At 65.3% G+C, this 23601-nt stretch carries 25 protein-coding genes; 11 read left to right on the forward strand and 14 right to left on the reverse strand.

Annotated elements, in window-relative coordinates:
- Window positions 1–15: 15 nt before the first annotated feature.
- Window positions 16–780: a 16S rRNA (uracil(1498)-N(3))-methyltransferase gene (locus ACO06X_RS16050; RefSeq protein ID WP_421837210.1), complete on the reverse strand. Its 765-nt coding sequence runs from the start codon at window positions 778–780 to the stop codon at window positions 16–18.
- 46 nt (window positions 781–826) lie between these two features.
- Here ACO06X_RS16050 and ubiA point away from each other — a divergent pair, with 46 nt between their 5' ends.
- Window positions 827–1747, forward strand: coding sequence for a 4-hydroxybenzoate octaprenyltransferase (ubiA, locus tag ACO06X_RS16055; protein ID WP_421837211.1), 921 nt, complete (start codon window positions 827–829; stop codon window positions 1745–1747).
- Here ubiA and ACO06X_RS16060 read toward each other — a convergent pair.
- Entirely contained in the window at window positions 1738–2118 is a 381-nt protein-coding gene (locus ACO06X_RS16060; protein WP_421837212.1) for a VOC family protein, read from the reverse strand. The two genes, ubiA and ACO06X_RS16060, sit on opposite strands and share 10 nt — an antisense overlap.
- Window positions 2119–2207: 89 nt before the next feature.
- On the opposite strand from ACO06X_RS16060, the gene soxR reads away from it, so the two are divergent.
- The gene (soxR, locus tag ACO06X_RS16065) at window positions 2208–2666 is read left to right on the forward strand and encodes a redox-sensitive transcriptional activator SoxR (RefSeq protein ID WP_421837213.1); all 459 of its coding nucleotides are present in this window, start codon (window positions 2208–2210) and stop codon (window positions 2664–2666) included.
- On the opposite strand, the gene ACO06X_RS16070 is transcribed toward soxR, so the two are convergent.
- The 5 genes from ACO06X_RS16070 to ACO06X_RS16090 form a co-directional block, all read right to left on the reverse strand.
- Window positions 2663–3478: a DNA polymerase beta superfamily protein gene (locus ACO06X_RS16070; protein WP_421837214.1), complete on the reverse strand. Its 816-nt coding sequence runs from the start codon at window positions 3476–3478 to the stop codon at window positions 2663–2665. The two genes, soxR and ACO06X_RS16070, sit on opposite strands and share 4 nt — an antisense overlap.
- A gap of 30 nt (window positions 3479–3508) precedes the next feature.
- Entirely contained in the window at window positions 3509–6988 is a 3480-nt protein-coding gene (locus tag ACO06X_RS16075; protein ID WP_421839932.1) for a chromosome segregation SMC family protein, read from the reverse strand.
- 80 nt (window positions 6989–7068) lie between these two features.
- Entirely contained in the window at window positions 7069–7830 is a 762-nt protein-coding gene (locus ACO06X_RS16080) for a thioredoxin domain-containing protein (protein ID WP_421837215.1), read from the reverse strand.
- Window positions 7831–7939: 109 nt separating this feature from the next.
- Window positions 7940–8668: a thioredoxin domain-containing protein gene (locus tag ACO06X_RS16085; RefSeq protein ID WP_421837216.1), complete on the reverse strand. Its 729-nt coding sequence runs from the start codon at window positions 8666–8668 to the stop codon at window positions 7940–7942.
- Between the two features lie 19 nt (window positions 8669–8687).
- On the reverse strand, window positions 8688–9257 hold the full coding sequence (locus tag ACO06X_RS16090; RefSeq protein WP_421837217.1) for a DUF721 domain-containing protein: 570 nt from the start codon (window positions 9255–9257) through the stop codon (window positions 8688–8690).
- 29 nt (window positions 9258–9286) lie between these two features.
- On the opposite strand from ACO06X_RS16090, the gene ACO06X_RS16095 reads away from it, so the two are divergent.
- From ACO06X_RS16095 to ACO06X_RS16120, 6 genes are all read left to right on the forward strand, one after another.
- Window positions 9287–10348 carry an A/G-specific adenine glycosylase gene (locus tag ACO06X_RS16095; protein ID WP_421837218.1) on the forward strand — a complete coding sequence of 354 codons (1062 nt, stop codon included), beginning with the start codon at window positions 9287–9289 and terminating at the stop codon, window positions 10346–10348.
- A gap of 3 nt (window positions 10349–10351) precedes the next feature.
- Window positions 10352–11662, forward strand: coding sequence for a serine hydrolase domain-containing protein (locus tag ACO06X_RS16100; protein ID WP_421837219.1), 1311 nt, complete (start codon window positions 10352–10354; stop codon window positions 11660–11662).
- Between the two features lie 5 nt (window positions 11663–11667).
- Complete coding sequence (gene nudC / locus ACO06X_RS16105; RefSeq protein ID WP_421837220.1) at window positions 11668–12573, forward strand: NAD(+) diphosphatase; 906 nt, start codon at window positions 11668–11670, stop codon at window positions 12571–12573.
- Window positions 12570–13268, forward strand: coding sequence for a DsbA family oxidoreductase (locus ACO06X_RS16110; protein ID WP_421837221.1), 699 nt, complete (start codon window positions 12570–12572; stop codon window positions 13266–13268). Before nudC ends, ACO06X_RS16110 begins: the two co-directional genes overlap by 4 nt.
- A 151-nt stretch (window positions 13269–13419) precedes the next feature.
- Window positions 13420–14187 (forward strand): pentapeptide repeat-containing protein, encoded by a 768-nt coding sequence (locus ACO06X_RS16115; RefSeq protein ID WP_421837222.1) that lies wholly within the window; start codon window positions 13420–13422, stop codon window positions 14185–14187.
- A complete protein-coding gene (locus ACO06X_RS16120; RefSeq protein ID WP_421837223.1) occupies window positions 14184–14729 on the forward strand; it encodes a biosynthetic peptidoglycan transglycosylase in 546 nt (181 codons plus the stop codon). The genes ACO06X_RS16115 and ACO06X_RS16120 overlap by 4 nt, the downstream gene beginning before the upstream one ends.
- Before the next feature lie 77 nt (window positions 14730–14806).
- On the opposite strand, the gene ACO06X_RS16125 is transcribed toward ACO06X_RS16120, so the two are convergent.
- The 3 genes from ACO06X_RS16125 to mgtE form a co-directional block, all read right to left on the reverse strand.
- Window positions 14807–16666: a glycoside hydrolase family 35 protein gene (locus tag ACO06X_RS16125; protein WP_421837224.1), complete on the reverse strand. Its 1860-nt coding sequence runs from the start codon at window positions 16664–16666 to the stop codon at window positions 14807–14809.
- Between the two features lie 408 nt (window positions 16667–17074).
- On the reverse strand, window positions 17075–17467 hold the full coding sequence (locus ACO06X_RS16130) for a DUF1489 family protein (RefSeq protein WP_421837225.1): 393 nt from the start codon (window positions 17465–17467) through the stop codon (window positions 17075–17077).
- A gap of 5 nt (window positions 17468–17472) precedes the next feature.
- Window positions 17473–18879: a magnesium transporter gene (gene mgtE / locus ACO06X_RS16135; protein ID WP_421839933.1), complete on the reverse strand. Its 1407-nt coding sequence runs from the start codon at window positions 18877–18879 to the stop codon at window positions 17473–17475.
- A 157-nt stretch (window positions 18880–19036) separates the two neighbouring features.
- Here mgtE and ACO06X_RS16140 point away from each other — a divergent pair, with 157 nt between their 5' ends.
- Genes ACO06X_RS16140 through arsH form a run of 3 tightly spaced genes read left to right on the forward strand, consistent with a single transcriptional unit; the run spans window position 19037 to window position 20689 of the window.
- Complete coding sequence (locus ACO06X_RS16140; protein WP_421837226.1) at window positions 19037–19492, forward strand: peptidylprolyl isomerase; 456 nt, start codon at window positions 19037–19039, stop codon at window positions 19490–19492.
- A 9-nt stretch (window positions 19493–19501) separates the two neighbouring features.
- A complete protein-coding gene (locus ACO06X_RS16145) occupies window positions 19502–19945 on the forward strand; it encodes a GNAT family N-acetyltransferase (RefSeq protein ID WP_421837227.1) in 444 nt (147 codons plus the stop codon).
- 21 nt (window positions 19946–19966) lie between these two features.
- Entirely contained in the window at window positions 19967–20689 is a 723-nt protein-coding gene (gene arsH, locus ACO06X_RS16150; RefSeq protein WP_421837228.1) for an arsenical resistance protein ArsH, read from the forward strand.
- Here the strand turns inward: arsH and ACO06X_RS16155 are convergent.
- The 4 genes from ACO06X_RS16155 to ACO06X_RS16170 are packed head-to-tail and all read right to left on the reverse strand — an operon-like array spanning window position 20673 to window position 23574.
- Window positions 20673–21554, reverse strand: coding sequence for a LysR substrate-binding domain-containing protein (locus ACO06X_RS16155; RefSeq protein ID WP_298164874.1), 882 nt, complete (start codon window positions 21552–21554; stop codon window positions 20673–20675). The genes arsH and ACO06X_RS16155 overlap by 17 nt on opposite strands.
- A gap of 7 nt (window positions 21555–21561) precedes the next feature.
- Window positions 21562–22500 (reverse strand): hemolysin family protein, encoded by a 939-nt coding sequence (locus ACO06X_RS16160; protein WP_421837229.1) that lies wholly within the window; start codon window positions 22498–22500, stop codon window positions 21562–21564.
- 20 nt (window positions 22501–22520) lie between these two features.
- Window positions 22521–23021, reverse strand: coding sequence for an rRNA maturation RNase YbeY (gene ybeY / locus ACO06X_RS16165; protein ID WP_421837230.1), 501 nt, complete (start codon window positions 23019–23021; stop codon window positions 22521–22523).
- A gap of 22 nt (window positions 23022–23043) precedes the next feature.
- Window positions 23044–23574 (reverse strand): hypothetical protein, encoded by a 531-nt coding sequence (locus ACO06X_RS16170; RefSeq protein ID WP_421837231.1) that lies wholly within the window; start codon window positions 23572–23574, stop codon window positions 23044–23046.
- Window positions 23575–23601 lie beyond the last annotated feature (27 nt).

Genomic DNA, 23601 nt, shown 5'->3' on the forward strand with positions numbered 1-23601 from the left:
CTCGGATGGAGAATCCTATTCCTCCATCACCGGTGCCCGCCAATCTCCGCGCGTTCCCATCCAGAGCGCCGAAGCGCCAATCGCCGCCGTTTCAGCCCGCAGGATTCGCGGGCCAAGCGTGATCGCCACAGCGGCGGGGTGTGCTCTGATCGCAGCACGCTCGGCATCGTCGAAGCCGCCCTCGGGGCCGACGAGGAGCGCGGCAGGTCCGTCATGCCCGGCGAAAGCGGCGGCAGCCGGCACGCCGCCTTCCTCATCGGCAAAGAACAACCGCCGCCCCTCCGGCCAATCCCGCAGCAGCGCTTCCAGCTTCACCGGCTCCGCCAGCGCGGGCAACGCCGTGCGCGCGCATTGCTCGGCTGCTTCGGTAACGATGGTTCGCGCCCGCTCCGGATTGAGCTTGTCCGCCACGCAGCGCCGCGTCAGCACCGGACGGATCGCGCCGACGCCCAGTTCAGTCGCCTTCTCCAGCACGAGATCGAACCGATCCTTCTTGATCAGCGCCGCGCAAAGCCAGAAATCGGGCACGGCCTCGCGCTCGCGCAGTCGGCGCACCACGGTGAGCGTCACATCACGCTTGCCCACGCCGCTCACGTGGGCAAGCCACTCGCCGGTCTGATCGTCACACAGCACGACCGCGTCGCCCGCGGCCACCCGCATCACCTTGGCAAGGTAGTGTGCCTGCCCGCCTTCGATGGGAACGGATGTGCCCTCGGCCAGCGGGTCGGGGACAAACAGGCGGGGCGCGGACTTCGGGGGCCATGCGGGGGTTGCAACCATGTCTCGGGCTCTAGCCGATTGCGGGCGCGGGGGCTATGCAGCGGACATGACCGCCGCACCGGAAATCGTCCCTGACACCCAGTATCGCGGCGTGCTCACCGTGCTCCCGCCCACCTTGCGCGATCTGGCGCTGCTCGCGCGGTTCGATCGGCCGATCGGCTGGTGGCTGTTGTTCTGGCCTTGCGCCTGGGGGCTGTTCCTCGCGGGCGGTACGGGCCGCTGGGCCATGATCTTCTGGCTCCTCCTCGGTTCCATCGCGATGCGCGGGGCGGGCTGCGTCTACAACGATATCGTCGATGCCGATCTCGATGCGCGCGTAGCGCGCACGGCGGCGCGGCCGATTGCGAGCGGGGCGATTTCGAAGAAGACGGCGTGGATCTGGCTCTTTGCGCTGTGCGGCGTGGGGCTTGTCGTCCTGCTGCAACTGCGCTGGGAGGCGCAGCTTGTGGCGCTGGGCAGTCTGGGGCTGGTCGCCGCCTATCCCTTCATGAAGCGAATCACCGGCTGGCCGCAGGCGTGGCTCGGCCTCGTCTTCACCTGGGGCGCGCCGGTGGGGTGGATCGAGGTGACGGGCTTCGAGCGGTTCGCCCCGCTGGCGGCGCTCTATGCCGGGTGCTGGGCCTGGTGCATGGCCTATGACACGATCTACGCGCTGCAGGACCGCGAGGACGATGCGATGGTCGGGATCGGCTCATCGGCGCTCTCTTTCGGGCAGTATGTCCGCGCCGGGGTGATCGGGCTCTATGCCATGGCAGCGGCCTGCTGGGCAGGCGCGGTATGGCTGGTGCGGCCCGATCCGGTGGCGCTGCTGGCGCTGCTGCCGGTGGCGCTCCATTTCGCGTGGCAGGCGCTGACGCTGGATACCGCCCATGGAGACAGCGCGCTCGCGCGGTTCCGTTCGAACCGATTCGCGGGCGCGCTGATGGCCGCGGCCTGCTTCGTCGTGGGGGCCGCCGGTCAGCTGTAGCTGACGATCTCCCACTCGATCCCGTCCCAATCGAAGACATAGAACCGGCGGCCCGGTTCGTAGTCGCCATGGTTGAACGGTTCGAGTCCCTCGGCGATCACGACTTGTTCGGCTGCATCCGGATCATCAACCAGAAGGCCGATGTGGTTGAGTGGCTGGCCCTTGGAAAACGAGCCGGAAAGTGGCTCATCCCCTTGATAGAGAGCGATATAATCGGTCTCCGCTCCGAGGTGGATCGTCCATCCGCCCAGTGCTGAAGGCCCGCGCCAACGCTCGTGCCAGCCGCACAGGCGGGTGAGGAAAGCGGCGGTACGATCGGGATCGCTGACGCGGATATTGACGTGTTCGAGGCGGGCGACGGGGGTGGTCATGGCAAAACTCCGTTGTGGACCTTCTTCGCGCCAAGCTTTATGCAACCTCAAGCTGACTTGAGGTCAAGATATTTTTCCGGGGATTTGCGATGCTTGCCAAACCGGCCAAGGGCCGCAACGATCTGGTGCCCATCGGGGTTCTCGCGCAGCGCACGGGGCTCGCCGTTTCCGCCATCCGCTACTACGAGGATCGCGGCCTCATCGCCTCCATCCGCACCGGCGGAAATCAGCGCCGCTTCCTGCGCTCGGACATCCGCCGCCTGAGCTTCATCCTGATTGCGCAGCGGCTCGGCCTCGGCCTCGCGGAGATCGAGCGCGAGATGGCCTCACTGCCGCACGGCCGCACGCCGACCGTGCTCGATTGGCAGCGCATCAGCCGCTCGCTGCGCAGCGAGATCGATGCGCGCATTCAGTTGCTCACCCGCACCCGCAACAAACTCGATGAATGCATCGGCTGCGGATGCCTCAGCCTCGATCGCTGCCAGCTCTACAACAAGGAAGACCGCGCCGGGGCAGCCGGCCCGGGGCCACGGTTCGTGCTGGATTAAGGGGCAGGGGGAACCGCAGCTACAATCCGGCGGAACAAGTTGTCAGCCTCGACGAGAAAGCTCGGGGAATCTGGCTTTTCTGGAATGTCCTCTGATTTGCTCAGTTCAGCCAGAATGAGCGCTTCGATCCGTTTGGATCTCCGTGCCGGTGCCCGCTCACGGCTCTGCGCCTTGAGTGCGACCAAGTCGCTTATTTCGTCCGCAATCGCGGGCGGCAAATCCGTCAGGGCCATCAAATCTTGAAGGCGCATTGGCGGACGGCGCTCAGGAAACATGCGCAATGACCGGATACTCAAAGCTGGACGCAGCGCATAGAAGTAGCGCTTGACCTGAAGCGTCTCGGTGGATGCAGGCCATCGCGCGACGTTGTTGTTGCCAAGGCTCGCATAATGCCTCGCGTAGCCAGCTGGGTTGAAATGCTTGTCGGCCAGCGCGGCCAGTTCAGCAACGTAAGGATCGTCTGCAATATAGCGGATCGGAGAATCAAGCCATTCCGCAACTACTGCATTGTGCTTCAAGAGAAGCCCGAGTGTCTTGCGAATATCCCAGCCGTTGACATCGTAGTCGTCGACTATTGGCCGCTCCACCACATCGCGTACCGGCCGAAGCGTTACATAGTCCTGCGGGGGCCGCAAATAGATGAAGCGGACATCATAATCGCTGTCAGGCGATGGAAACCCCCATGCGCGGGAGCCGGATTCCACAGCCATCAGACAGCGAATGCCTTCTTCCCGGATCAAGCTGGAAAGGCGGGCTTCGATTTCGCTTCGGGCGCTTGGTTCGATCATGTCCACATATTCGATGTCGTCCATGAAGAGGCCAATGGCAACTCCGGCTCGATGCTACTGGGCACTCGCCAGCAAACTCTCCGCCCCGCCCAGATCGACACTCACCAGCCGCGAAATGCCGCGTTCCACCATCGTCACGCCGAACAGGCGGTGCATGCGGCTCATCGTGACGGCATTGTGCGTCACGATGAGGTAGCGCGTGGTGGTCTCGGCGGCCATGGCATCGAGCAGGTCGCAGAAGCGCTCGATATTGGCATCGTCGAGCGGGGCGTCGACTTCGTCAAGCACGCAGATCGGCGCGGGATTGGTGAGAAACAGGCCGAAGATCAGCGCGACGGCGGTGAGCGCCTGTTCGCCGCCTGACAGCAGGGTGAGCGATTGCAGGCGCTTGCCCGGCGGCTGGGCGAAGATCTCGAGCCCGGCTTCGAGCGGATCGTCACTGTCGACAAGCGCGAGATGCGCCTCGCCGCCCCCGAACAGGCGCGCGAAGAGGCGGCGGAAATGCGCGTCCACAGCCTCGAAGGCAGCACGCAGGCGTTCGCGTCCCTCGCGGTTGAGCGCGCCGATCGAGCCGCGCAGGCGGTTGACCGCCTCGGTCAGTTCGGCCTGTTCGGTCACGACGGCGAGGTGCTGGGCTTCGGCTTCGGTCAGTTCGGTCGCGGCGACGAGGTTGACCGGCCCGAGCCGCTCGCGGTCTGCGAGCAGGCGATCATGGGTGGCTGATTCCTCGGGCGCGGCGGAAACATCGCTGCCGGGAAACCCGATGCGTTCGGGCAGCAGCGGGGGCGGGCACTGGAAGCGTTCACCCGCGATCCCGGCCATCTCCTGCCGGCGCAGGTCCTCATTCTCGGCCTTGGCAGCGAGCGCGGCGCGCGCTTCGCGCGCGGTGGCGAGCGCTTCATTGGCGGCGGCGAGCGCCGTTTCGGCGGCGCGCGCTTCCGTCTCGCTGCGCGCGAGCGTGGTCTCGGCCTCGGCCAGCGCAGCGGCATAGCGCACGCGCAATCCCTCGGCTTCCTCCAGCTCGCGCGCGAGGGCGGGCGGCTTGGCGGCGACGATGGCGCGCTCCTCGGCAAGGTCTTCCGCCTGCCCGGCCATGGCGGCGAGCCTCCGGGCCGCGTCCCCGGCGCGGGCCTGCCAGCCGCGGATATCGCTGCGCAGGGCGGTGAGCCGCTCCTTGCCGACCGCGAGCGCCTGCCCGTGCGCTGCGACGGCTGCCATCGCCGATTGGTAGGCGGCGCGGGCATTGCCATTGCGCTGGCGCTCGGCCTCCACCGCGGCGCGGCCAGTGGCGGGATTGGGCAGGGCTGTACGGCGGGCTTCGGCGTCCGCCAGTTCGGCTTCGGCAGACTGGCGCTGGGTGGCAAGTTCGGCAGCAGCGCGGTCGATTTCCGCGCGGCGGGCGGCGATGCGGGCGCGCGCCGCCTCGGCCTGATCGAGCGCCCGCAATGCGCTGCGCTCGGCATCGGCGGCGGCGGCAAGAGCGCGTTCGCTGGCGGCGAGCTCGGTCTGCACCCGGGCGAGTTCGGCCTGCGCCCGCGCCAGTTCGGCTTGCGCGGCGCTGCTGGCGGCTTCAGCGGCTTCGGCGGCTGTGCGGTGTTGGGGAAGCGCGGATTCCAGTTCGGCAAGGCGGTTCTCGGCAGCGAGGATGGCCGCCTCTGCGCCGCCCTCGCCGCGTGCGATGAAGCCGTCCCAGCGGCGCAAGTGGCCTTCGCGGGTCACCAGCCATTCGCCGGGGGCAAGCGCTTCACCGCCATCCGCATCGGCGACGCGCACGAGCGCGAGGCGGGCAGCGAGTTCGGGCGGGCACTTCGTCACGTGATGGAGCAGCGCATCGGCGCGCGGGGCGGGAGCATCGGCGCCGGTCCAGAAGCGGCCATCGCCAGCAGGTGCCGCGCCCAGCGGAGCAGCGGCATCGCGGCCCAGCACGGCGGCCAGCGCGCGCTCATAGCCCGGGGCGGCACGCGCGGCGCCAAGCGCGCTGGGGCCCTTGCCGGTGCGCGCTGCAGCAGCCTCGCGCGCGGCCTTGTCGCGGGCGAGCGCGGCGGATTCGCGTTCGAGCCCGACAAGATCGGCGCGTGCTGCGGCAAGCGCGGATGATGCGGCTTCGCGCGCGGCGGCGAGGCTTTCGCGGGCCGCATTCAAACGCTCGCGTTCGCTGGTCAAGCCTTCGCGGGCCGCGCCGACTTCGGCAAGGGCAGCAGCAGCTTCAGCGCGGCGCGCTTCGGCGGCGGCCATGGCCTCGGCCGGATCGGGCTCAGCTTCCAGCGCGCGAAGGGTGGCCGCAAGCCTCGCGTCTTCGCCGTCGAGCCGGGTCAGGCGCTGGCGCGCTGCCGCGAGCGCAGCCTCTGCAACGCGCCATTCGGCCTCGATCCCGGCCTGCTCGGCGACCATGGCGGCGAGTGCCAGTTCGGCGGCGCGCGCGGCCTGCTCTGCCGCAGCTTCAGCGGACTTGAGCGCGGGGCCCTCGGCGCTCTGCGCGGCGAGCGTGGCTTCGGCAGCGGTGAGATCGGCTTCGAGGCGCGTCAACGCTTCCGCAGCGTCGCGGGTCAGGCGGTCGGCCTCGCCGCGCTCGCCCTCGATGCGGCGGATCTGGCGGTCTATATCGGCGAGGCGCTGGGCGGCGGCTTCGGCCTGCGCAGTGAGCGCGGCGATGCGCTGGCCTTGGGCTGCGGCGTCCTGTCGGCGGTCGAACAGGGCATCGCGCGCGGCGCTTTGGGCGGCGGCGGCGGCGTGCTGGGTTTCCTGCGCGGTGCGGGCGGTGCCTTGCGCGGCGGTGACCGCTTCCTCGGCGCGGGCCGCAGCGGCGCGGGCGGCTTCGGCGGCGGCGGCGGCATCACGCCAGCGCGCAAAGATCAGCCGCGCTTCGGCGACCCGGATGCGTTCGGAAAGCTGCTTGTAGCGCTCTGCCGCGCGCGCCTGTCGCCGCAGTGCTCCAACTTGCGCTTCCAGCGTGACGATCAGATCGTCGAGCCGGGCGAGGTTGGTCTCGGTCGCGCGCAGCTTCGTTTCGGCGTCCTTGCGGCGCACGTGAAGACCGGCGATCCCCGCCGCTTCCTCCAGCATCGCGCGGCGTTCGGCCGGGCGCGCGGCGATGACGGCGGCGATCCGCCCCTGGCTGACGAGCGCCGGGCTGTGCGCGCCGGTCGCGGCGTCGGCGAAGACGAGCGCGACATCCTTGGCGCGCACGTCGCGCCCGTTGACGCGGTAGGCGCTGCCCGCGCCGCGCTCGATCCGGCGCACGACCTCAAGCTCGCCCCCGAAGGGACCGGCAGGATCCGTCTCCGCATTGAGCATGACTTCGGCAAAATCGCGCGCGGGGCGGCTGGCGGTGCCGGCGAAGATCACGTCTTCCATGCCGCCGCCGCGCATGCTGCGGGCCGAGCCTTCGCCCATGACCCAGCGAATCGCTTCGAGCAGATTGGATTTGCCGCAGCCGTTGGGGCCGACGACACCGGTCAGGCCGGGTTCGATGCGCAGTTCGGCGGGTTCGACAAAGCTTTTGAAGCCCGAGAGTTTCAGGCGCGTGAACTGCATGGGAACGCGGCTGGTCGCGCTTCCACTCTCAGCCATGCGATCCGCCCCCGTACCGCATGGCCCCGATCAGTCCTTGCCGATCAACGCGCGCCGGCCTGCTTGAGGATCGGTTCGAGCGCATCCCAGGTCGCCACTTCCACATTGCGGCCGTTGACGATGAAGGTCGGCGTGCCGGTCACGTTGAACGTGTCGGTGGCCTTCTGCGTGTCGTTCGCCAGCTTGGTCGCAGAGTCCGCCTTGGCCAGGCACTGCGTGGCCTGATCCTTGGCAATGCCGCGCGCGGCAAAGAAATCGATCAGCCCACCGCGCTCGCCGATGGCCTTGAAGATCTGGTTCGCCGGCAAATTGGCCGCCTGCAGCTGCGCGCCAATCGGCTGGAGCTGGTCGAAGATCGCCTTCTGGTTGCTGTAGACCTGCTCGGTCAGCGCGAAGAAGCTGTCCGGCGTGCCGCAGCGAGTCAGCATCGCCATCGAGGTATCATAGGGATCGCGCACAAAGTTGCGGAACTCGAGGCTGACCGTTCCCCTGGCGACATACTCGTCGCGCAGGTGCGGGAAGCCCTTTTCCTCAAACTCGGCGCAGTGCGGGCAGGTGAGCGAGGCAAATTCGATCACCTTGATCGGTGCATTGGGATTGCCCATCACATAGCCGCCTTCGGGCGTCACCGCGACCACCTCGGTCCAGGCCTTGCCCGCTGGCGGCGGCACGGCATTGAGCGGCGCCCCCACCGGAGCGGCACCGGTTGCATCATCCTTCTTCCCGCAGGCAGCGAGGCCGAGCGCGAGCGGCAGCGCGATCAGCGCGAGGAGAAGGCGGCCGGGAGTGAACAGCTTGGTCTGCATGGGATGGGGGTTCGCTTCGCTCGTGAAAGACAACAAACGGCATTGTGCTAGCCGATTGACCGGCTCGATTGAAGGGCCGCGGGGCAGCGGCCCGGGGATTATCGCGGTATCAGCGCAGGCGCGCCTCGATCTGCGGCTTGAGCGCGGCCCACGAATAGGTCCCGCTCAGCGGCACGCCATCGAGCAGGAAGCTGGGCGTGCCGTTCACGAAGTCCTTCTCGCCGGCTTCCTTGGTGCGCTGGGCGAGGCGTTCGGCCAGCGCCTTGTCGGCAAGGCAGCGATCGATTTCGGGGCGGCCATAGCCGCGGGCCTCCATCAGTGAGTAGAACCCGAGGTCGCTGGCAATGGCGCGGGTGCGCGCGGCGAAATCGTTGTTCGACCAGCGCGCTTTCTGCCCATCGGTCAGCCTCGCCAGCGGGGCCATCCATGTCATCTGGTGACGCAGGAAGGTGCTGTGGTTCGCAAAGAACTTGGCAGGGGGGCCGCAGTGGGTGAGCAGCGCGACGGTGAGGTCCACCGGATCGCGCACGAAGCTGCGCACCTCGATCGAGCCCTTGCCGCTGGAGATGAAGCCGATGCGCAGCTGGGCATCGGATTCCTGCTCGAAATGGGCGCAGTGCGGGCAGGTGTAGCTGATGTATTCGACCAGCTTCACCGCTGCGGCGGGATTGCCGAGCAGATGGCTGTCGAGCGGGGTGCGGGCGACGACGGTGTTCCAGTTGACCTTGGCCGCAGGCGGCGCAGGTTTGCTCGCGGCAGTCAGCAGCGCCGCGCCGCAGAGCGCGGCAAGGAGGAGGCCCAGAGTCCGGAACAACCGTGTCTTGATCATCTTGCGCATCGTCAGTCTTGCTTCCCGCCTAATCCGTTCCATTCCCCTCGCCCAGGCTGCGCGCCAGCGATTCCAGCACCGTGCGCAGTTCCGGGTCGCCGATATCGCGCAGGCTGTCGCCGAGTTCCACAGGAATCGGCTTGAGCGACGGCGGCGCGGCGCGGAGCGGACGCTGTCCGTCAGTGGAGGCGGGCGGCTGAACGGCACCTTGCCGCAGCTTGATCCGCGCGACGGCGCGATAGCCGAAGAACTGGTTCACCCGGTCGATGATCTCGGGGATCACGTGCTGGACGAGCGGAGCGTGTGCGGGCGTCACCACCAGCTGGAGGATGCCGTCGGCCTTCTCGCCGGGCGGAAAGCGGATCGATTCGGGCGCGCAGTGGCGGGCGTGCGCGGGGCCGACGATCTCCCCCCAGCGCGAGACGACCGAGCTCTGCACAAAGCCGAAGCGGCGGAAGGCAGTGCGCCCGATCGTGGGCATGAGGTCTGCGATCGCGCGCGCCTCGCCGCCGCGTGGGCGCTCGTAAGTGCGCGGCGCTGCCGGTGATGTCGCCGCCTTCTTGGCGCTTTTGGGAGGAGTGGGTTGATCGCGTTCCATTGTCGCCGCCGCCATGCCATAGCCGCGCCATGCAAACCAGTGGCGAGAGCGTCGGGATCGGTGATGGGGACGCTGTCGCGGCGTCCCTGCTCGCATGGTACGATGTGAATGCGCGGCGCCTGCCGTGGCGGGTGCTGCCGAACGAGCCTGTACCGGATCCCTACCGGGTGTGGCTTTCGGAAGTCATGCTCCAGCAGACGACCGTCGCGGCGGTGCGGGCCTACTACGCGAAGTTCCTCGAACTCTGGCCCACCGTGGAGGCGCTGGCGGCGGCTGAAGATGCCGATGTCATGGCTGCGTGGGCAGGGCTGGGCTACTATGCCCGCGCGCGCAATCTGCTGGCCTGCGCGCGCGAAGTGGCGCGGCGGGGCGGCTTTCCCCGCACGGAGGAGGGGCTAAGGGCGCTTCCCGGGCTCGGTGCTTATACCGCCGCCGCCGTGGCAGCGATTGCCTTCGGGGAGCGCGCCGTGGTGGTCGATGCCAATGTCGAGCGGGTGGTTTCGCGTCTCTTCGCGATTGCCGAGCCGCTACCCGGCGGGCGCACCGCGATCCGCGCCGCGACAGATACGATCACGCCGGACACCCGCGCGGGCGATTTTGCGCAGGCGATGATGGACCTCGGCTCCTCGATCTGCACGGTGCGCGCGCCCCGCTGCCTGCTCTGTCCGCTTTCCGGGCCTTGCGCCGCGCGCGCGGCTGGCACGGCGGAGGCCTATCCGGTCAAGGCGGCGAAGAAAGCCAAGCCGACGCGGACGGGCACGGCCTTCTGGATCGAGCGGGACGGCGCCGTGCTCTTGGTCCAGCGCGAAGGGAAGGGCATGTTGGGAGGGATGCGGGCCTTGCCGGACGACGGCTGGTCGGCCCGCACCGACGGCCATGGCACGCCGCCGATCGCCGGGGACTGGCGCACTGCGGGCATGATCCGCCATGGTTTCACGCATTTCGATCTCGAACTGCAATTGATGCTTTGCGGCTGCGCCGATTGCGCTAGTCTGCCGCCGGGAGAGTTCTGGCCGGTCGACGCTGTCGAAGCCGCAGGGCTGCCCACGGTTTTTGCCAAGGCCGCCCGCCTGGCGCTCGCAAACAGGTAGTTCATGCAAGATCAGACGCTTCTGCTTTCCCGCCGCTCCCTGCTGCGGTCTGCGGGCTGGCTCGGTGCGGGCCTCGCCGGATCGGCGCTCGTGCCGTCGCGGCTCCTCGCCCAGCCTTCGCCGGAAGAGATGTATCCGGCGGTCACCAACCTCGTATACGATTACGTGGCTTCGGGCCGCCTGCCCGGCGCGGTCGCGGCACTGGGCTGGGGCAACGGCGCGCCGATGCAGATCGCACGCGGCACGCTGGCGTTCGATTCGGCCGTGCCGGTCGATCTCGATAGCCTTTACCGCATCTATTCGATGACCAAGCCGGTCACCGGCATGGCAGCGATGATCCTGGTGGACGAAGGCAAGATCGATCTCGACCAGCCGATCAGCGATTTCCTGCCCCGGTTCGCCAAGATGCAGGTGCAGGTGACGCCGGACGGCTCGATCACCGATCTGAAGCCGGCGCAGACGGCGATCACGCTGCGCCACTTGCTGACGCACACCGCAGGCCTTGGCTATTCGATCATCCAGAAGGGGCCGCTCAAGGAGGCCTATGAAGCCGCCGGGCTTGTGCCGGGACAGGCCTCGCGGCTCGCCATTCCGCCGTTCAGCGGGGTGAAGACGGTGCCCAGCCTGGCCCAGTTCGCCGACAAGCTGGCCGATATGCCGCTGGTCTACGAACCGGGGACGCGGTGGAGCTATTCGGTCGGGCTCGATCTGGTCGGGCGGATCATCGAGGTGGTTTCGGGGCAGGATTTCGACGCATTCCTTGCCGAGCGCATCTTTGGCCCCTGCGGCATGGCGAGCACCGGCTTCCGGGTCAGCGCCGCCATGGCCCCGCGCCTCACCAGCAACTACTTCGTCCACGACGGCAAGGCCGATCCGATCGATCCGGGCGCGACTTCGGTCTATCTCGATCCGCCCGCCTTTCCGTTCGGCGGCGCAGGCCTTGTCAGCAGCCCGCGCGATTATGACCGCTTCCTGATGATGCTGGCGGGTGGCGGCCAGATCGGCAGCGCGCGCGTCATGAGCGAGGCGGCAGTGCGCCTCGGCACCAGCAACCTTTTGCCCGCAAGCGTCGATCTTTCGGGGACGTGGGTCGCAGGCGCTGGCTTTGGCGCAGGCGGCCGGGTCGGCCTCGGCGCGGACGCGGGAACCTACGGCTGGTCGGGCGCGGCCGGCACCGTGGGCTTCGTCAACACCCGCGTCGGCCTGCGCGCGGGCCTGTTCGTGCAGTTCATGCCCTCGTCCGCGCTGCCGATTCCTGAGGAATTCCCCAAGTCGGTGCTCACCGATATCTCGGTCATGAAGAAGGCGGCGTGACAGGCATGCTCTATCGTCCCAATCCCCCGATTTCCTTCACCGGCGCCGTGCTCGACCGCGCCGACCACATCCGCGCCGATGCCGACAAGCTCGCCGAGCTGATGAACTGGCGCGCGCGCCTGCTCCGGCTCGACGGGCTCGATCCGGTGATCGGCGACGATGGCACGCTCGTCTGGGGCACGCTGGCCGATGCGGGAGAGCAGGACGAACTCGTCTTCCTCGGCCTCGACGACGCGGGGCGCGCCTGCTTCGCGCCGGTTGCGCCCGCCAACAAGGGCAATCCCGGCCCCGCCAACCCGCGCCTCTGGGGCGCGATGGCCTCGCTCCCGGCCGGCGATCTCGCGACCTACGGCGGCGCCCGCGCGCTGGTCGATTGGCACGCCCGCCACCGTTTCTGCGCGCGCTGCGGCTATGCCACCAAGCTCGGCAAGGGCGGCTGGCAGCGCAAGTGCGTCAACATGGAGTGCAAGGCGGAGCATTTCCCCCGCGTCGATCCCGTCACCATCATGTCGGTCGAATGGGAAGGCCAGCTCCTCCTCGGCCGCCAGCCCCGCTTCCCGCCCCGGCGCTATTCGGCGCTCGCCGGCTTCGTCGAGCCCGGTGAATCGATCGAGGAAGCCGTCGCCCGCGAAGTGTTCGAGGAAGCCGGCGTGCGCGTCCGCGATGTGCAATATGTCGCCTGCCAGCCATGGCCGTTCCCGTCCTCGCTGATGATCGGCTGCCACGCCCATGCCGATGATCCCGCCATCACCATCGACAAGACCGAGCTCGACGACGCGCGCTGGTTCACGCGCGACGAGGTGGTCTATGCGATGGAAGCCCTCAAGACCGGCGCCGAAGACGGCGCCTTCATCGCCCCGCCGCCTTTCGCGGTGGCCCATCACCTCCTCAAATGGTGGATCGAGCAATGAGCAAACCGGCAAGCGTCACCGTCGATATCTGGTCCGATGTCATGTGCCCATGGTGCGTGATCGGCCACAACCAGCTCGAAACCGCGCTGAAGGGCATGGCAGGCGAAGTGGAAGCCACCATCCGCTTCCACCCCTTCGAGCTCAATCCCGACATGCCCGAACAGGGCGAGGAAAGCGCCGCCCACATCCAGCGCAAATACGGCCGCACCCCCGATCAGGCGGCGGACGCACGCGGCCGCATGTCACAAGCCGCCGAAGCCGCCGGCTATTCCTTCGCCTACACGGGAGCAGGCGATCCGCCCCCCGCGATGATGTGGAACACGCGCCTCGCCCACCGCGTGCTTGTCCACACCCTGCGCGAACACGGCGCCGAAATGCAGGTGAAACTCAAGCGCGCCCTGTTCGACGCCCACTTCCAGCAGCGCCGCCGCATGAACGACCCCGCCGTCCTGACCGACATCGCCGCCTCCGTCGGCCTCTCCCGCACCGAAGCCGCCGCCGCCCTCACCGACCCCGAAATCGACGCCATCGTCGAAGCCGGCGAACAGCAAGCCTGGGACTGGAACATCAGCGGCGTCCCCGCGATGATCATCAACGGCAAATACATGATCCCCGGCGCGCAGGACCCGGCGACGTACGCCAACATGCTGCGGCGGGTTGTGGCGAAAGAGGCTGCGCTGGCGGCGGCGGAGTAGCGGGAAGAAGAAGCCTCCGGCAGGCAAGGGCCATTGCCCTTGCATCCCAGGAATTTAGGGATTTAGTATAGCGTTACTCACATCCCGCCCCAGAACCATATGGATCAGGGCCCGTCTATTTCTCTCAGTTTTTCAAGGTGTCTCACAGGCTATGAAGAATCAGTGGCAAGAGGAATGCACGAAAAAGCTAGAAGAGTGTATTTTGTCTGGGCCGGATGGGGCTAGCAAATGGCAGAAATTTAAATCGAGTAAGTGGCCTAAGAGAATAATAATTGCAGATGTCAATTTGAGTAGTCGGAGAATTTCCGGATACGATTTATCCTATTGCTATTTAGTAAGAGTAATTCTTGATAACTCAAATATTTCAGATTGTAATTTTTCTTATTCTATTTTTAGAAATTGCACAGCAAACGGTGCAAATGTTGAGGGAGCAAATTTTCGATCCGTTGATATGAAGGAGGATGGGTTAGAGTTAAAAACCCACAAGTTCGACGATAGCACAAGATTTTTGGTCGAGCCCAATAACCTCCCTTACGCTCTGCACCCTGGGCTTCGAAGTATGGCGGCTCAAGCTTGTGCAGCCCGAGATTGGCGGTACAAGAGATCGCGGTCGTTGCTTGCAAGATTTTTCTTATATATAACAGGAAATGGATATTCTTTAAAAAGAATGCCTTTTGTTGGCGGCGTAATTTTGGTTTTATTCACAGTAATATTTACGCTTGTTCAAGATTGTAAAATCGCATTAAATGATAGATTCATAATTGGGATTAGATATTCAATTGGGTACTTTCTTAATATAAATTCTTTCGAAGCTGATAAGACGGTGTTTTTTATTGGATCCTTTGAGTCTTTCCTCGGAATTATGTTTTTCTCGATATTAACGGCTGTGCTTGTGACAATGTTGTTTGGAAAGGCTTGAGAGTTTTAAAGTTGGGATTCGGATGGTATATAAAAATTGCCGAATTTGCGGAGCTAGACGCTGATTTGAAGAAGCTCGTCCTCTCGCTAGAAGACAGGAGATTCTATCGACATTCAGGGGTTGATTGTGTTTCGTTGCTCAGAGCCGTGCTTTGGCGCGTAGCAGGGCAAAAACGCGGTGGCGCATCAACAATACACATGCAGATGGTAAGAACAATAACAAATGATAGGGAGATGACATACGCAAGAAAGGTAAGAGAGATATTCAGATCCATGCTAATGGATAAGAGGTATCAGAAAGAAGTTATTTTAAATTCATATCTGAGCATTGCATATTTTGGTGAGGGAAATATTGGCGCGGAGCAAGCCGCCGAGACGCTCTTTGGCGGTAGGCTTTCGGATTGTTCATATTCGCAGAAGGCGCTAGTTGCAGCGATACTTCTCTATCCTATCCCGGAGTTTCGATCGCTAGAATGGTGGTCAAAAGTGCATTGGAGGGCGCTTCTGGCAAAAAAAGTTGCAAATAAGATCAAGGTAAATTAAAATTTTTATTTTCTTACAACAATGGGTATGAATCTTATTCGGGTTGGAATCTTGGTAAATTAATGGTCTATTTGCACTCATTCCTCCCCTAACACCGCCACCCGATCCCAAATCATCTCCCCCCGCCCGGAAAGCACCGTCTCGGTCGGCCCGAACAGGTCCAGCACCACCACCTCGTTCGCGCCCACTTTCAGCCACGGCGCGGGGACGAACACCCCCCGCTGCGGCCCGGCGGACCAATACCGCCCCAAATTGCGGCCGTTCACCCACACATAGCCTTTGCCCCAGCCGCGCAGGTCGAGGAAGGTGAAGCCCGCCTCGCTTGTGGTAAACGAGCCGCGATAGAACGCCGGCCCCGTCTCCCCGCCGCGCCGCGCGGTGAAGGTCAGTTTGGCCACGTCCTCCAGCAGCACCGGGCGGTGTTCCCAGCCCTTCAGGGCTGCGCCGTCCACGGCAACCGGGCCGATCAGCCCCTTCTGATCCTTGCCGAGCCCCATGCCGTAGTTGGCATGGCCCATCGCATCGACCAGCACTTCGATCACCGCCCCCGCGGGCGCGTCGATGGTGAAGCCCTTGTCCCCCCGGCGGCGGTCGAGCGTCGCGGCGGGCTTGCCGTCCACCGTCACCAGCGCCAGATCGCGCACTTCGGTCAGGCTCAGCTGGCCCTTCGCGGCCTGCGCCAGCCGGTGCCGATAAAGCAGCATGCCCGCCGCGCGCCCGCAGCCTTCCAGCGTCTGCGGATCATCGGCCACTTGCGCCGCGCCCAGCAGCGGCGTCAGCGGTGCCACCTCGCCCAGCGCAAACGGCGCCACGGTCAGCGCCTTCTCCGGCGCGGGCAGATCGCGGAAGCTGTCTGCGGGCAGGTAGTCCGCCAGCAACCCCCGCACCGCCGCATACTTCGCCGTCGGCCGACCCGCCTCATCCAGCAGCGCATCGTAATCGTAGCTCGAGATATCAGGCTCGTAGACATTCTTCTCCACATCGAGATTGGCGCCCGCCCAGGTCCCGAACGAAGTGCCGCCGTGGAACATGTAGAAGCTCACCGACATCTTGCGGTCCAGCATCCACTTGAGGTTGGCGATCACGTTCTCTGTGCTCGTCGTCGCCTGAGTCTCGTGCCAGTGATTGAACCAGCCCGCCCAGAACTCCGAGCAAAACGCCGGTCCGCCAAAGCCCTTGTCCGCCCGCTCCTTGAACGCCTTCTCGGCCTCGCCCGCCGTGAACGTGCCGAAGTTGATCCCTGATGGAATGCCCGGGATCGATCCCTTCTCCATCACCGAAGCGCCATCCACGGTATAAAGCTGGCCGCCAAACCCGGCGGCCCGCGTGGCGTCCACCAGCGCCCGCAGATAGCGCTGGTCGCTGCCGAACGCGCCGTACTCGTTCTCGATCTGCGTCATGATGATCGGCCCGCCCCGGTCGATCTGGAGCGGCGCCAGTTCCTCGCCCAGCCGCTTCAGCCAGCGCGCGGTGGGCTTCATGAAGCGCGGATCGGCGGAGCGCACTGGCGCCCCGGCATCGGGCAGCAGCCACGCCGGCAGCCCGCCACCATCCCATTCCGCGCAGACATAGGGTCCGGGCCGCAGCAGCACATGCAGCCCTTCCTCCTGCGCCATGCGCACCCACGCCGCGACATCGAGATTGTCCGCAAAATCGAACACGCCCGGCGTCTGTTCGTGGATGTTCCAGAACATGTAGGCGCTCAGTGTATTAAGCCCCAGCGCGCGCATCTTGCGCAGCCGGTCCCGCCACAGCGCGCGGGGAATGCGCGGATAGTGCATCTCGCCCGCAAGGATCTGCAGCGGCATGCCGTCCAGCAGGAAGTCGTTGCCCTTCACCAAGAACCGCGAACCGGCGGGCGCGGCAAGACCGGGCACCGCCAGCGAGGCGAGGCCCGCAGCACTGATGGTCATGGCGGTACGGCGATCGACGGTCATCAGGCAGGTCCTTTGGCGATGATGCGCGGGGCATCGGATCTGAAACCTGATTTATCAGACTTATTGCCGGTCATCAAACCGCGAAGCCCGGTTACTCTCGTCATCCCCGCGCAGGCGGGGGGCCAGAGCGCCCACAGCACTCCGCTCGCTATCATTACCCGCCCGCCCGATCCCGCCCGACACGCCGCCCATAATAAATAACAGACGCGTCTGTTATTTATTAGCCACTGTCCTACAATGACTGCCCTGTGGTATGTTCGTTAAATGTTCCATCCGCTCCGCGCAAATCTGCCGTTTTTGATCCTGCTGTCGGCTGCGTTGCAGGGGCTGAAAGTTTTCGCTCTGGACTGTGTCAACCGTGTCAACTTGGCCTGAAATCGCCGAACCCGACTCGGCGGCACGCAGACGTCAGGCCAGCCCCAGCTTCGCCAGCTCGCCCGCAAGGCTCGGCGGCAGAATCTCGGCGCTTTCGCCGTCCGCCAGATCGGCGGGGGCGTCTGCCTCTTCCAGATAGCGCCAGCCCTGATGCGCGCGCTTGGGTTTGGGGTGGACGTCGATCAGCTTGGTGGAGATCACGATAAGGGTCCGCCCGCCTTCCGCTTCCTCGAAGCCGAGAATCTCGCTGCGCGCGACAAGCTGGTGCTTCAGGATCCAGTAGAGCGAGCCGCCGATCATCTCGGCATGGCGCTTGGGCAGATACCGCGTGGTGAGGCGGGCGGTCTCCCCGCGCGTCTTGAACCAGCTGTGGAGGTCTTCGAACGATGTCGCCCCGTAGGCGACCTTGGTCATGTGGAGAGGCATTGGGATCAGCTCGCGAGGCCGCTGAGCACGGCAAGGCCGAGGAACGAGAAGAAGCCCATCACATCGGTCGCCATCGTCACGAACACGGCGGAGGAGACCGCTGGATCGACCTTGAGCCGGTCGAGCGTGACGGGGACCATGATCCCGGCAAGGCCCGCGACGAGATTGTTGATCACCATCGCCGCGCCGATCACGCTGCCGAGCAAGGGGTTCTGGAACAACAGCGCGGTGCCGACGCCGATCAGCGCGCCCAGCGAGAGCCCGTTGGCGAGCGCGATGCGCAATTCGCGCAGGATCATGCGCACGGTGTTGGAACTGGTGAGCTGGTTGGTGGCAATCGCGCGCACCACCACCGCCAGCGTCTGCGTTCCCGCATTGCCGCCCATGCCCGAGACGATCGGCATCAGCACCGCGAGCAGCGCCAGCTTGGCAATCGCGCCCTGGAACATGCCGACCACCGAAGAGGCGATGATCGCCGTGCCGAGATTGACCACCAGCCACGAAAGCCGCGTGCGCACGGTGAGGTGGATCGGCTCGTTGATGTCGCCGTCGCCCGCACCGGAAAGGCGCAGGATGTCCTCGCTTGCCTCTTCCTGGATGATGTGGACGACGTCGTCGACGGTGATCTGGCCGACGAGCCGCCCGCTTTCATCGACCACGGCGGCGGAAATCAGCGCGTACTTCTGGAAGCGCAGCGCGACCTCTTCCTGATCCATCGTCACCGGGATCAGCGTCTGGTCGCGTTTCATCACGTCGGTCAGCGCGATCGAGCGCGGGGTGCGCAGGATCCAGGAAAGCGCGCAGGTGCCGATCGGATGATGCTTGTGATCGACGATGAACACTTCCCAGAACTCGGTGGCAAGGTCCTGATCTTCGCGCATGTAGTCGATGAGATCGCCGACCGTCATGTGTTCGGGCACCGCGATCACATCGCGGCTCATCATGCGGCCGGCGGAGTCTTCGGGGTAGGACAGCGCCGTCTCGATCGCGGCGCGGTCTTCCGGCTCCATCTCGGCGAGGACGGCCTGCTGGTCTTCCTCGTCGAGATCCTGGATCAGCGCGACCGCGTCGTCGGTCTCCATGTCTCCGGCGAGTTCGGCGACTTCATCGGGATCGAGCTCTTCGACGAGATCGTCGCGCACATAGTCGTTGAGCTCGGAGATCACCTCGCTGCCGAGCAGATCGTTGATCGCGCGGGCGAGATCGACGCGGTAGTCCGGCCCGATCAGTTCGAACAGGTCGGCCACGTCGGCCGGGTGGAGCGGCTCGACGAGGTTGTAGACGGTCTCCTGATCGTCCGCGTCGAGCGCTTCGGTCACGCGGCGGATGAAGCTGGGGCGGAGGGTATTGTCCTCGTCGTCGAGGCTTTCGGAATTGCGCGCAGGCTCAGTGACCGCCGCCACCTCCGTCATCACGGAGCCGCCATCCGCGAGAGCGGAGTCGTGCAGGTCTTCGTCGCGCGCCATGCTGGCAGGCGATACGCAAGGGGGACGCAAAAGCAACCTCGATGGTATACTTTGGCGAACAAGGGATTATATGCCGGGACCAGACAGAAGGGATTTGGTGACCATGGCAGACGAAAAACTGGTTCTTACGCTCGATGGCGGTGATGTTGTGATCAATCTGCGCCCGGATCTGGCGCCCGGCCACGTCGAACGCATCAAGGAACTGGTGGGCGAAGGCTTCTACGATGGCGTGAAGTTCCACCGCGTGATTCCGGGTTTCATGGCGCAGGGCGGCTGCCCGCAGGGCACCGGCATGGGCGGATCGAGCAAGCCCGATCTCAAGGCTGAATTCAGCGATGCACCGCACGTGCGCGGCGTTTGCTCGATGGCCCGCACCAGCTATCCGCACTCGGCCAACAGCCAGTTCTTCATCTGCTTCGATGATGCCCGCTTCCTCGACAAGCAGTACACCGTTTGGGGCGAAGTCGAGAGCGGCATGGAACATATCGATGCGCTGCCCAAGGGCGAGCCGCCGGCAAAGCCCGGCGCGATCCAGAAGGCGGCCATCGTCACGGCCTGAGGGCTCGCGATGAACCTGGAGCTCAGGCATCCCGCGCCGGCCGACCGCGCCGCGTGGGACCGCCTGTGGCAGGGCTACCAGCGTTTCTACAAGGTGGAGATCGCCGACGCGGTCAGCGACCTCACCTGGGAGCGCCTGCACGATCCGGCCGAGCCGATGCACGCCGCGATTGCCTGGCAAGGCGCGCGTGCCATCGGCCTGGTCCACTGGATATTCCACCGCTCGACATGGACTGCAGGGCCCTATTGCTACCTGCAGGACCTCTACGTCGAGCCCGACGTGCGCGGCGGCGGAGTGGGCCGCAAGCTCATCGCCCATGTCCGCAGCGAAGCGGAAGCCGCCGGAGCCTCGCGGCTTTACTGGCTGACGCACGAGACCAATACCGACGCGATGGTGCTCTACGACAAGGTCGCCGAGCGATCGGGGTTCGTGCAGTACCGGGTGGTGCTGTAAGCGACGTCAGCAGGGATCAGCATGACCGAATACACCCGCCTGCGCACGCTCGCCGATCCCGACCATCTTCCAGCGCTGAACCGGGACCATATCCATGAACGGCCGGCGCTGGGGCTTGGCGATCTGACGCACCCGCCGCGGATCCTGCTGCTCTATGGCAGCCTGCGCGAACGCTCGTTCTCGCGCCATGCGGTGGAGGAAGCCGCGCGGCTCCTGCAGTTCTTTGGTTGCGAGACGCGGATCTTCGACCCTTCCGACTTGCCGCTGCCCGATCAGGTTGCGGGCGATGATCATCCGGCGGTGCATGAACTGCGCGAGCATGCGCTATGGTCCGAAGGGCAGGTCTGGTGCAGCCCGGAGCGGCATGGCCAGATCACCGGGATCATGAAGACGCAGATCGATCACCTGCCGCTCGCCTATCAGGGCCTCAGGCCGACGCAGGGGCGCACGCTGGCTGTCATGCAGGTCAGCGCCGGATCGCAATCGTTCAACAGCGTCAACAGCTTGCGCATCCTTGGCCGCTGGATGCGGATGTTCGTCATCCCCAACCAGTCGAGCGTGGCGAAGGCCTACATGGAATTCGACGCGGATGGGCGGATGAAGCCTTCCGCCTACTACGAGCGGATTGTCGACGTGATGGAGGAACTGGTCCGCTTCACCGTGCTGCTGCGCCCGCATGCCGAGCAACTGGTGGACCGCTATTCGGAGCGTGTCGAAGCGGGGCGGCCTACAAGCCCGCCTTGATCATCCAGTCGTGGAACAGCCGCACCGGGCGCGATTGCAGCGCGCGGGGGCGGCAGACGAACCAATAGGAATAGGGGCTGTCTACCTCGATATCGTAGAGCCGGGCCACGCGTGGATCGTGGCTGCGCTTGTAGTGATCATCGTGCATGATCGCGATGCCAAGGCCCTGCGCGGCGGCTTCGAGAATCAGCTGGCCGGAATCGAAATGATCGATCGCGGCAGGTTGCAGCGCTTCCAGATGGAGCGTGCGTTTCCATGCCTCGAAGCTCATCGGCAGGTCGTTGTGGACGAGGAAGGTCTGCTTGCCCAGCTTTGCAAGATCGGGCCGCGTGCCCAGTTCCGCCACGATCTCGGGCGTGGCGATGGCGTAGACGCGGTTGTGGTCGAGCCGCACCGAATGGAGCGAGCCGTCCGGCCCTTCGGACAGGATAATCGCGGCGTCGATAGTGTCGCCCAGCTTGGTTTCAGCAGCCGCCGAACTATCGATATCAATGTGGAGCTGCGGGTGGAGCTTGCGCAGTTCACCCAATCGCGGAAACAACCGCTGGCTGCCGAACAGCGGCAATACGCCGAGGCGGAGGCGCAGCACCTGCCCGGTATCGATCAGGCGATCGATCCGGTCCGCCATTTCGTCGATCAGCGGCGCGACGGCATCATAAAGCTGCTGGCCCTCTTCGGTGAGCTTGAGCAGCTGGTGCTTGCGTTCGAACACCGGCTTGCCGATGAACTCCTCAAGCGCGCCGAGCCGGCGCGAGAGCGCGGAGGGGCTGAGTGCGAGTTCCGCAGCCGCCGTCTTGGCCGAGCCAGCACGCACGACGCGGATGAACGCTTCGAGTGAGCGCAACGGAGGCAGGCGGCGAATCATCTAAGCGTCAGTCTTCCTCAGGCGTCTCGGGCAAGGGCGCATGGAGCCGCAGCCGGGTGAGCCTGCGCTCGTCCCCTGCCGTCACCTCGATCCGCCACCCGCTGTCATGTTCCAGCACGCGGCCGATCGGGGGGACTTCCCCCGCCAGCACGACTGCGAGCCCGCCCAGAGTATCCACGTCCTCGTCCACCAGCGCAAGCCGGGGATCGATCCGCTCGCCCACATCGTCAAGCTCGGTGCGGGCGTCTGCGTCCCAGGTCAGTTCGTCGATCTGGCAGAGCAGTTCCTTCGGTGCATCGTCGTGCTCGTCCTCGATCTCGCCGACGATCTCCTCGACAAGGTCCTCGATGGTGATGATCCCGTCGGTGCCCGAATATTCGTCGATCACGATGGCAAGGTGCGTGCGGCTGGAGCGCATGTCGGCCAGCACGTCGAGCGCGCCGCGTGCCTGGGGCACGAACAGCGGCTGGCGCATCAGCCCGGTCCAGTCCTTGGGCGCGGCCTTGCCCGAGAGCGCCATGCCCGCCACGATCGGGAACAGGTCCTTCACGTGGAGCATGCCGACCACTTCATCGAGCGATGTGCCATAGACCGGCAGGCGGCTGTGGCCGTGCTCGGCAAAGGCGCTCACGACCTCCTCGAAGGTTGCGGCGGCGGGGATCGCCACGATCTCGCCGCGCGGGATGGCGACATCGTCGGCATCGTTCTCGCTGAAATGGAGCAGGTTCTTGAGCATCTGGCGCTCGAGCGGCAGAAGATCGCCGTCTGCACCGTTGCTGCCACCGGAATCGCCTTCGTGCTCCTCGATCGCTTCCTCGATCTGCGCACGCAGCGATTGGTCGTGATCCGGTCCCCGGAAGAATGCCTTGAGCGCGCGCCACAACGCGCCGCTACTGTCTCCTTCGCCCGATCGGCCTTCGCCGCCGGACCCATTGCCCTCAGGCACGGCCCATCACTCCTTTGTCGCTAATGCGCCGCATATGGGTCGGCGAGGCCCATCAGCGCAAGCGCCTTTGTCTCCAGAGCCTCCATTTCCGCCGCGTCATCCTCGCCGGTCTCATGATCGTAGCCAGCGAGATGGAGCAGGCCGTGGACGATGAGGTGGGCTGCATGGGCCTCCACCGTGACGCCCTTGTCCGCCGCCTCACGCATGCAGACCCCATGTGCGAGGATCAGATCGCCCAGCATCCCCGGCGCACCCGGCGCCGCGGCTGCCGCCAGCACCTCCTCGCGCGACAGCATGGGGAATGACAGGACGTTGGTCGGTTTGTCCTTGGCGCGCCACTGCTTGTTGAGCGCATGGACTTCCTCGTCATCGGCCATGACGAGGCTGACGAGAAGATGTTCGTGCGCGAGTTCCGGTGCGACGGCACCGGCGGCTTCCGCTGCGCGCGCGGCAAGGTCTTCCCAGTCGGTGGAACTCGGCCAAACGGGGTCGATATCGAGTTCGAGGGTGGGAGCAGTCATAGGGGCCAAGGGGTTAGGGTCATCACGAAGCCGGACAGATCTTGCTCTCGAAGGCACGGCCCGCGCGCTGGGCCTTCTTCGCGTCGGACGCCTCGACCTCGCGGAACACGAACTCGAACAGTGCGACCGTGTTTTCGGCCGGGAGCGGATCAAGGATCGTGAGGACCCTGTCCACCTTGCCGCAAACCTCAGGGGTCAGATCCTTGCCCATCGCCTTGAACAGGCCAACCTTGAGGAACACGCGAAGCTCTGCGGCCGACATGCCGGAGAGCTCCCCCTTGGTATCGAACCTTTCCACGATCGCGGGCACTGCGCTTTCGTCCCCCGGCAAGGCCTCGTAGCGCTTCAGGAGGTCAGGACCCTTGGTGGCAAGGTAGGAACCGTTGCCAAGAACGGGCGCGCACTTGGTCGAGACGCCGTTGATCAGGATCGGCATGACGAACCGCGCCGCAACGCGCATTTCCGCACCGGTGATGCATTTCTCCGGAGCTGCGAGCACGGGCTGCATCGTCATGGCCGCCAAGGCCAAGGTTGCTGCAAGCTTCTTCATCATGCCGGTTTCCCCTTCGCCAGACAGCGC

The organism is Novosphingobium sp. (assembly GCF_965229225.1).
GTDB lineage: Bacteria > Pseudomonadota > Alphaproteobacteria > Sphingomonadales > Sphingomonadaceae > Novosphingobium.

Excerpts from the sequence above, each read along its gene's own strand:
- ACO06X_RS16050 (WP_421837210.1), bottom strand. The coding sequence starts at position 780 with ATGGTTGCAACCCCCGCATGGCCCCCGAAGTCCGCGCCCCGCCTGTTT.
- ubiA (WP_421837211.1), top strand. The coding sequence starts at position 827 with ATGACCGCCGCACCGGAAATCGTCCCTGACACCCAGTATCGCGGCGTG.
- ACO06X_RS16060 (WP_421837212.1), bottom strand. The coding sequence starts at position 2,118 with ATGACCACCCCCGTCGCCCGCCTCGAACACGTCAATATCCGCGTCAGC.
- soxR (WP_421837213.1), top strand. The coding sequence starts at position 2,208 with ATGCTTGCCAAACCGGCCAAGGGCCGCAACGATCTGGTGCCCATCGGG.
- ACO06X_RS16070 (WP_421837214.1), bottom strand. The coding sequence starts at position 3,478 with ATGGACGACATCGAATATGTGGACATGATCGAACCAAGCGCCCGAAGC.
- ACO06X_RS16075 (WP_421839932.1), bottom strand. The coding sequence starts at position 6,988 with ATGCAGTTCACGCGCCTGAAACTCTCGGGCTTCAAAAGCTTTGTCGAA.
- ACO06X_RS16080 (WP_421837215.1), bottom strand. The coding sequence starts at position 7,830 with ATGCAGACCAAGCTGTTCACTCCCGGCCGCCTTCTCCTCGCGCTGATC.
- ACO06X_RS16085 (WP_421837216.1), bottom strand. The coding sequence starts at position 8,668 with ATGCGCAAGATGATCAAGACACGGTTGTTCCGGACTCTGGGCCTCCTC.
- ACO06X_RS16090 (WP_421837217.1), bottom strand. The coding sequence starts at position 9,257 with ATGGAACGCGATCAACCCACTCCTCCCAAAAGCGCCAAGAAGGCGGCG.
- ACO06X_RS16095 (WP_421837218.1), top strand. The coding sequence starts at position 9,287 with ATGCAAACCAGTGGCGAGAGCGTCGGGATCGGTGATGGGGACGCTGTC.
- ACO06X_RS16100 (WP_421837219.1), top strand. The coding sequence starts at position 10,352 with ATGCAAGATCAGACGCTTCTGCTTTCCCGCCGCTCCCTGCTGCGGTCT.
- nudC (WP_421837220.1), top strand. The coding sequence starts at position 11,668 with ATGCTCTATCGTCCCAATCCCCCGATTTCCTTCACCGGCGCCGTGCTC.
- ACO06X_RS16110 (WP_421837221.1), top strand. The coding sequence starts at position 12,570 with ATGAGCAAACCGGCAAGCGTCACCGTCGATATCTGGTCCGATGTCATG.
- ACO06X_RS16115 (WP_421837222.1), top strand. The coding sequence starts at position 13,420 with ATGAAGAATCAGTGGCAAGAGGAATGCACGAAAAAGCTAGAAGAGTGT.
- ACO06X_RS16125 (WP_421837224.1), bottom strand. The coding sequence starts at position 16,666 with ATGACCGTCGATCGCCGTACCGCCATGACCATCAGTGCTGCGGGCCTC.
- ACO06X_RS16130 (WP_421837225.1), bottom strand. The coding sequence starts at position 17,467 with ATGCCTCTCCACATGACCAAGGTCGCCTACGGGGCGACATCGTTCGAA.
- mgtE (WP_421839933.1), bottom strand. The coding sequence starts at position 18,879 with ATGACGGAGGTGGCGGCGGTCACTGAGCCTGCGCGCAATTCCGAAAGC.
- ACO06X_RS16140 (WP_421837226.1), top strand. The coding sequence starts at position 19,037 with ATGGCAGACGAAAAACTGGTTCTTACGCTCGATGGCGGTGATGTTGTG.
- ACO06X_RS16145 (WP_421837227.1), top strand. The coding sequence starts at position 19,502 with ATGAACCTGGAGCTCAGGCATCCCGCGCCGGCCGACCGCGCCGCGTGG.
- arsH (WP_421837228.1), top strand. The coding sequence starts at position 19,967 with ATGACCGAATACACCCGCCTGCGCACGCTCGCCGATCCCGACCATCTT.
- ACO06X_RS16155 (WP_298164874.1), bottom strand. The coding sequence starts at position 21,554 with ATGATTCGCCGCCTGCCTCCGTTGCGCTCACTCGAAGCGTTCATCCGC.
- ybeY (WP_421837230.1), bottom strand. The coding sequence starts at position 23,021 with ATGACTGCTCCCACCCTCGAACTCGATATCGACCCCGTTTGGCCGAGT.
- ACO06X_RS16170 (WP_421837231.1), bottom strand. The coding sequence starts at position 23,574 with ATGATGAAGAAGCTTGCAGCAACCTTGGCCTTGGCGGCCATGACGATG.